Genomic DNA, 7,601 nt, shown 5'->3' with positions numbered 1-7,601 from the left:
GTCGGGCTGGCTGGGTGGGGCTGGCTGGGTGGGGCTGGCTGGGTGGGGCTGGCTGGGTGGGGCTGGCTGGGTGGGGCTGGCTGGGTGGGGCTGGCTGGGTGGGACCAGGGCTGGCCCGGGTGGGTCGGGGGCAGGGCGCGCGGCCCGGCAGTCCCGCTCGTCGACCCGCGCCGCGGTCGCCAATGTACCGCCGTCGCGCCCTCCATCCCGGCGGCGTGCAGCCGGCGGCGGCGGGTGCGGCACACTGCCATGCATGCGTCGTCTTCGTGCCGCCGCCCTCGGTGCCCTGCTGCTCGCGGGGTGCTCCGAGCCGCAGCCGCCCGGCGGGACGGGCGTGAGCAGCACCGGCGCCAGGCCTGACACCGCTGGTCCGCGGTCGGCGGCGGGTCCGGCCACGACCACGCCCACGACGTATGCCGCGCCCGGCGTGCTCGCGCGCCTCGGCGCCCTGAGGCCGGAAGGCCTGCCCGTCACCCCGCTTCCCGCCGGGAGCCCGGTCATCGTCGAGGCGTGCCCGGGCGCTGCCTTCGTGACCCGGCCGCAGGGGCCCACGGCCCTCGTGCGTCAGTGGGGCGACGCGGGCGGGCCGGCCCGGGCGGAGGTCTACCTCGCCGCGGTGGTCTTCCCGGGCGCGCCGGACGCCGCCCGCGCGCTCGCCCCGGTGCGCCAGGCCATCGCGGCGTGCCCCGCCCCGCCACCGCAGCGCGACCTGAGCGTGGCGGTCTCGCACGCCCGCACGGCGGACCTGCTCGGGGCTCCCGGCGGCAGCCTCGACATCGCCTACACCACGCCGCAGGGCACGGCATACGACCACGTGACCGTGCTGCAGGTCGGCAACGTGCTCCTGCGGCTGACCGCGACGGCACCGGAGGCGCGCCGGGCGACCGACATCGGGACGCGCTCGCTCACCACGGCCGTGGCGGCGGTCCGGGCAGGCTGAGGCCGCGCCCGGCGGTGGGTGGTGTGCACCGAAGTGGCCACTCGACCAGCCGGGGCGGTGGGTGGTGGTGGTGGTGTGCACACCGACGACCATTGGTGCGCCGACGGCGCTCTGGCCGTGCTCAGGACGCCCCTCGCAGCCGACCAATGGTCGTCGGGGTGCACACGGCCCGCCCGTCGAGGACCGTCAGAGGCCGAACGCGCTGCGCAGCCCGGTCGCCGTCGCGCCGCCGCCGAGCGGCGCCACGCCGACCATGTCCGTGAGCAGCCGGCCGAGGGCGTAGTGGTCGAACGGCGCGTTGACGACCCGGCCCCGCTGGTCCGGGCTCACCACGACGAAGGGGACGTTCTGGTCGAGACCGATGCCCTCGTCGAAGGTCACGATGATGGCGAGCTTGCCGGAGCGGTAGTCCGGCCCGGACATGAGCACCGGCACCCACTGCCTGAGCCAGTTGTCGGCCTGCAGCAGGGAGCCGTCGTGCGCGTCGTTGATCAGGTCCGGGATGACCATCGAGACGTCCGGCAGCGTGCCGTTCGTCACGTCGTCGGCGAGCTCCCCGGCCGTCGTCGTCCCGAGCGGCACGTCGAGGGACGTGCAGGCCGCGGCCTCGTCCGGGAAGTATGTCCACGGGTTGTGCCGCGCGGCATACCGCGGCGAGTTGGTGCGCTGGCAGTTCGTGGTCATCGCCTCGGCGTACGTCTTCGCGGTTCGGCCGGCCGCGAGCGCCGCGCCGAAGACCGTCTGGCCGGGCAGCGAGCACAGCGCCGGCAGCGGGTCGTGCAGCCCGCACGTGTCCTCGCCTCGGCCGGAGGCCGCGACCAGGTAGTTGCCGAGGCTGGGGTGGACGTCGCCCCGGTAGGCCGTCGCCTTGCCGAAGGTGGTGGACAGCGACGTGAGATAGGGCATGGCGGGGAATGCCGTGACCGCCGACTCGTTCTCCTCCCAGATGACGAGGACCTTCGTCGGCCCGGGCACGGAGGGCGGCGCGGTCGGTCGCAGCACGACGGTCCAGCTCACGGCCTGGGACGGCGCCGGCGTCTCGGCGGTGAGCCCGCCGACCGGGCCATCAGCGCTGGGGCTGTCGGCGAGCAGCGAGGAGTAGCGGCCGCCGCCCGTGCCCAGCGCCACGTCGCGGACGGTTCCGCCGGAGGCCAACGCCCACGACGTCGTCCCGACCCCCCGGTCCACCCAGTAGGACACGGTGAGAGCGCCGGCCCGCCCGGAGAGCACCGGCGTGGTGTGCACGGTGGTCTCCGCGGCGTCGACGGCATACGCGATGTCGACGCCCGGCCCGGGGTCCACCCCGCTGTAGAGCGCGAGGGTGAGCATCCCCTTGGCGTAGTCGGGGGCGTCGAAGCTCACGGTGGCGCCGGCGTCGCCGTCGGCGACCGTCTTGGTCCAGACGGTCGAGGTCAGGCCGAAGTCCGTGGTCGCGGAGCGCGCCTCGCGCCAGCCGGTCACCCCGCCGGGGCCGGTCCAGGCGACGGCCGTCCGGTGCGTGAAGGCGAGCAGGAGCGTCTGACCGGCCACGGCGTTGGCCGGGACCGTGACCGTCTTCTGCAGCTGGGCGCCGGGATCCGAGTGGTCCGCCGAGACGAAGGCGACCGGTTCGGCGGCGGCCGGGGACACGGCTCCCGCGGCGGAAGGCCCGGCAAGTGCCAGGGCGAGGGCGATCAGAAGCAGGATCGGATGGCGGCGGAACCTGGTCATGCTGCACCTCGAGAGCTCGCTGGGTTATATCAGTCTGGCATCCGAGGCGCAGCCCGAGGCCAGACGCGACCGGACGGATCGCGCCCCGCCACCTTCGCGACTGGGCGGAATTGGGGGCGTATCGCCGCTGCGCCGACCTCATGTCCGCTGTTGGCGAACAAGCAGCGTGCCTGACGTCGCCGGCCCCCGGGTAGGGAACATGCGCACACACCGTCGCGTTGGTCCGAGTGTGCCTCGCAGGAGGGGGCGCGGATAGCATCGAGTTGCCTCGATCAGTCAGGAGCGAAACATGTTTGAACGGTTCACCGACCGGGCCCGAAGGGTGGTTGTCCTTGCGCAGGAGGAAGCTCGCCTGCTCAACCACAACTACATCGGGACCGAGCACATCCTCCTGGGACTGATCCACGAGGGCGAGGGTGTCGCCGCCAAGGCCCTCGAGAGCCTCGACATCTCCCTCGAGGCGGTCCGTGCCCAGGTCCAGGACATCATCGGGCAGGGCCAGCAGGCCCCGACCGGGCACATCCCCTTCACGCCGCGCGCCAAGAAGGTCCTCGAATACTCCCTGCGCGAGGCGCTGCAGCTCTGGCACAGCTACATCGGGACCGAGCACATCCTGCTGGGCCTGATCCGCGAGGGCGAGGGCGTCGCCGCCCAGGTGCTCGTCAAGCTCGGCGCGGAGCTCAACAAGGTGCGCCAGCAGGTCATCCAGCTGCTGTCCGGCTACCAGGGCGGCCCGGGCGACAAGACGAGCGCGGGCGTCGGCCCGAGCGCCCAGCCCGAGGGGACGCCCGCCGGATCGCTGGTGCTCGACCAGTTCGGTCGCAACCTCACGCAGGCGGCCCGCGAGGGCAAGCTCGACCCGGTCATCGGGCGCGAGAAGGAGATCGAGCGCGTGATGCAGGTGCTCTCGCGCCGCACCAAGAACAACCCGGTCCTCATCGGCGAGCCCGGCGTCGGCAAGACGGCCGTCGTCGAGGGCCTGGCCCAGGACATCGTCAAGGGCGAGGTGCCCGAGACCCTCAAGGACAAGCAGGTCTACACCCTCGACCTCGGCTCGCTCGTCGCCGGCAGCCGCTACCGGGGCGACTTCGAGGAGCGCCTGAAGAAGGTCCTCAAGGAGATCCGCACCCGCGGCGACATCATCATCTTCATCGACGAGATCCACACCCTCGTGGGTGCCGGGGCGGCCGAGGGCGCGATCGACGCCGCCTCGATCCTCAAGCCGATGCTCGCCCGTGGGGAGCTGCAGACGATCGGGGCGACCACGCTCGACGAGTACCGCAAGCACATCGAGAAGGACTCGGCCCTCGAGCGCCGGTTCCAGCCCATCCAGGTGCAGGAGCCGACGCTGCCCCACACCATCGAGATCCTCAAGGGCCTGCGCGACCGCTACGAGGCGCACCACCGGGTGACCATCACCGACGGCGCTCTCGTCTCCGCCGCCAACATGGCCGACCGCTACATCAACGACCGGTTCCTTCCCGACAAGGCCATCGACCTCATCGACGAGGCAGGCGCCCGCCTGCGCATCCGCCGGATGACGGCGCCACCGGACCTGCGCGTCTTCGACGAGAAGATCGCCGCGCTCGTCCGCGAGAAGGAGTCGGCCATCGACGGCCAGGACTTCGAGCGGGCCGCGCGGGTGCGCGACGAGGAGAAGAAGCTGCGCGCCGAGAAGGCCGCGCGGGAGAACCAGTGGAAGTCCGGCGACATGGACGTCGTCGCCGAGGTCGACGAGGAGCTCATCGCCGAGGTGCTGGCCGCGAGCACCGGGATCCCGGTCTTCAAGCTCACCGAGGAGGAGTCCAGCCGGCTGCTCCACATGGAGGACGAGCTGCACAAGCGGATCGTGGGCATGGACGAGGCGATCAAGTCCCTGTCGCAGGCGATCCGCCGCACGCGCGCCGGCCTCAAGGACCCGCGGCGTCCCGGTGGCTCGTTCATCTTCGCCGGCCCGACCGGCGTCGGTAAGACCGAGCTGGCCAAGACGCTGGCCGAGTTCCTCTTCGGCGACGAGGACGCGCTCATCCAGCTCGACATGTCGGAGTATGCCGAGAAGCACACGGTGAGCCGGCTGTTCGGCTCGCCCCCCGGCTACGTCGGTTACGAGGAGGGCGGCCAGCTCACCGAGAAGGTGCGGCGCAAGCCGTTCTCGGTCGTGCTGTTCGACGAGATCGAGAAGGCACACCCGGAGATCTTCAACTCGCTGCTGCAGGTGCTCGAGGACGGCCGGCTCACCGACTCCCAGGGTCGGGTGGTCGACTTCAAGAACACCGTCATCATCATGACGACCAACCTCGGCACGCGGGACATCTCCAAGGCGTCGATGGGCTTCTCGGCCGGGCCCGACACCCGCAGCGACTACGAGCGGATGAAGTCCAAGGTGCAGGACGAGCTCAAGCAGCACTTCCGGCCCGAGTTCCTCAACCGTGTCGACGACATCATCGTGTTCCCGCACCTCAACCGGGACGAGATCACGCAGATCGTCGACCTCGAGATCGCCAAGCTCGACAAGCGACTCAAGGACAAGGACATGGGCATCGAGCTGGCGCCCGCGGCCAAGGCGCTGCTGGCGAAGAAGGGCTACGACCCCGTGCTCGGCGCCCGTCCCCTGCGGCGGACGATCCAGCGCGAGATCGAGGACGCCATGTCCGAGAAGATCCTCTACGCCGAGTTCACCGCCGGCCAGCACGTGCTCGTCGACACCGAGGGCGAGGACAAGGCCGAGCACTTCACCTTCACGGACAAGGCGCGGCCGGGCCACCGCCCGGCGGACGACCTGGCCGAGATCACCGAGGGCGCGGCGCTCGACGACGCACTGGCCGCCAGCTTCGGCGACCCGGCGCCGGTCCCGGACGACAAGAAGGTCGCTGGCAACGACTGAACCAGGCGCTGAGTGGGGTCGAGGTGTCAGCGCGTCGCACCGGTGACGCGCTGACACCTCGAACCGGTGAGCGGGCGGGGGGCCTACGGTGGTGCCCGTGAGCCTCCCGGAGCGGCGTCGACCCGCGATCCCCCTCCCCGCTGTCGTCTCCATCCTCGTGGCCCTCCTCGTCGCCGCCACGGGATGCACCGGCACGTCACCCAGCACCGGCCCCGCGCCCTCCGGGGGCGGCCTGCCCGGCACGGCGTCGTCCTCGTCCGCGTCGTCCGCTCAGGGCGGCCAAGGCACGGTCGCGGGCGCGCCCGCGGGGCTGGCTGCCCTGGTCGCCGACCTGTATGCCGGTCGGCCGTTGACCGCAACGGCCTCCCCTGCGGCGGCAGCCGCCCTGGCGGCGCGCAGGCCCGCCGCGGTGCCGGCCGGTGCGAGGGCGACGACCGGCTCGTGGCGGGGCGAGCAGGTGGCGGCCGTCAGCGCGGGCGACGACGTCACCCTGGCCGTCGGTCCGGCGTGGCGCGTCGTGGGCGGCTGGTGGCCCTCGCTCGGGGTCGGCACGCCGAGCCTCGGCACCGGGCCTCGCTGGGTGCTCGCCATCGGATCGGACGCCCGTCCGGGCGAGGACCAGACGCGCACGCGTGCCGACACCCTCCAGGTGGTCGGCACCGACGGCTCCGGCGGGGGTGGTGTCATGGGCATGGCGCGAGACCTCTGGGTGCCGCTGTCGACCGGCGGCGCCGGCAAGATCAACTCCGCCCTCGTCTTCGGCGGGCCCCGGGCCCAGCTGCAGACGGTCCGCGGCGTCACCGGCCTGCCGATCGAGGGCTACGTCCTGCTCGGCTTCGCCAGCTTCACCAGAGTCGTGGACGAGCTGGGCGGCATACCCGTCGTCATCCCGAAGCCGGTCACGGTCGGCCCGGACCGGACCCTCCTTGCCGCGGGTGCGCACACGCTGACCGGCGCGCAGGCGCTCGCCTACGCCCGGGAGCGCAAGAGCCTCCCCGACGGTGACTTCGGCAGGTCTCGGCACCAGGGCGAGCTTCTCGTCGCGGCCGCTGTCAAGGCGCGGCTCGCCGGCCCTCTGGGCCTTCCGGGCGCGCTGACCACGCTGGGACGGCACGCCGCGTCCGACCTGTCCGCCGAGCAGATCCTCACGTATGCCGCCCGCTTCCACACGCTCGACCCGCTCAAGGTGGGCCGCGGGGTCGCCCAGGGCGCCTTCGGCTGGGCGGGGCAGCAGTCGATCGTCGTACTCGGGCCCCAGGCGCGCGCCCTCTTCGGCGACTTCCGCGACGGCAACCTCCGGTGACGGGCGCCGGTCAGCCCGCCATCCGCCGGGCCCGCACGAGCGACGTCCGCGGCATCCGCGCCCTCGTGGCGCCGCTCGCGGAGCGTCGGGTCCTGGTGAGCAAGGAGGCGGTCAGCTACTACGAGGCGGTGCAGGAGTTCCTCGTCGCCGAGGTGGACGGGCGGATCGTGGGCTGTGGGGCGCTCCACGTGATGTGGGAGGACCTCGCCGAAATCCGCACGCTCGCCGTCGCGCCGGACCAGCTCGGGACCGGCCTCGGCGGCCGCATCCTCGACGCGCTCGTCGAGCAGGCACGAGAGCTCGGCGTCGCACGGCTCTTCTGCCTCACCTTCGAGACGCGGTTCTTCATGCGGCACGGGTTCGAGGTCATCGAGGGGCAGGCGGTGCCGCCGGACGTCTACGCCGAGCTGCTGCGCTCCTATGACGAGGGCGTCGCGGAGTTCCTCGACCTCGAGCGGGTCAAGCCGAACACGCTCGGCAACCACCGCATGCTGCTCGAGCTGAATCGTCCTTGAGGCATCCGGCCTGGCCGCGGATGGGGCGGCATGCAGGCCGCGGGCTGGGGGCCTAGACGGTGGTGCCGCCCGCGGCGCCCGCGACGAGCGTCAGCCGGTAGGTGTTGAGCGGGTCGGCGCCCGAGCCGATCGCGATCGTTCCGTGCGCGTGCGCATACCGACCCGTCCCGCCGTCGACGACGCCGGTGGTGCTCGCCCCGGACACGTGCACCGTGCCGTGGATGCGCAGCGTGCCGCCCGGCAGCGTGG

General features: G+C 72.6%; 6 protein-coding genes. 4 read left to right on the top strand and 2 right to left on the bottom strand.

Annotated features, from left to right (window positions below):
• The first annotated feature begins 253 nt into the window (after positions 1-253).
• The gene (locus VFJ94_RS12935) at positions 254-940 is read left to right on the top strand and encodes a hypothetical protein (protein WP_325004630.1); all 687 of its coding nucleotides are present in this window, start codon (positions 254-256) and stop codon (positions 938-940) included.
• 186 nt (positions 941-1,126) lie between these two features.
• On the opposite strand, the gene VFJ94_RS12930 is transcribed toward VFJ94_RS12935, so the two are convergent.
• Positions 1,127-2,650, bottom strand: a complete 1,524-nt coding sequence (locus VFJ94_RS12930; RefSeq protein ID WP_325004629.1) for an alkaline phosphatase family protein — start codon at positions 2,648-2,650, stop codon at positions 1,127-1,129.
• Between the two features lie 289 nt (positions 2,651-2,939).
• Between VFJ94_RS12930 and VFJ94_RS12925 the strand changes: the two genes are divergently transcribed.
• The 3 genes from VFJ94_RS12925 to VFJ94_RS12915 all read left to right on the top strand — a co-directional run bounded on the left by VFJ94_RS12925 (position 2,940) and on the right by VFJ94_RS12915 (position 7,352).
• Positions 2,940-5,534 (top strand): ATP-dependent Clp protease ATP-binding subunit, encoded by a 2,595-nt coding sequence (locus tag VFJ94_RS12925; protein ID WP_325004628.1) that lies wholly within the window; start codon positions 2,940-2,942, stop codon positions 5,532-5,534.
• A 97-nt stretch (positions 5,535-5,631) separates the two neighbouring features.
• Positions 5,632-6,837, top strand: a complete 1,206-nt coding sequence (locus VFJ94_RS12920; protein ID WP_325004627.1) for an LCP family protein — start codon at positions 5,632-5,634, stop codon at positions 6,835-6,837.
• On the top strand, positions 6,834-7,352 hold the full coding sequence (locus VFJ94_RS12915) for an amino-acid N-acetyltransferase (protein WP_325004626.1): 519 nt from the start codon (positions 6,834-6,836) through the stop codon (positions 7,350-7,352). Before VFJ94_RS12920 ends, VFJ94_RS12915 begins: the two co-directional genes overlap by 4 nt.
• A gap of 52 nt (positions 7,353-7,404) precedes the next feature.
• On the opposite strand, the gene VFJ94_RS12910 is transcribed toward VFJ94_RS12915, so the two are convergent.
• Positions 7,405-7,601, bottom strand: a 197-nt coding sequence (locus tag VFJ94_RS12910) for a hypothetical protein (RefSeq protein WP_325004625.1), incomplete at its 5' end; no start/stop codon positions are given.

This window comes from Intrasporangium sp., assembly GCF_035688975.1.
GTDB lineage: Bacteria > Actinomycetota > Actinomycetes > Actinomycetales > Dermatophilaceae > CALMNV01.
Note: the sequence above shows the minus strand (reverse complement) of the source record. Positions and strands in the feature narration are given on the sequence as shown.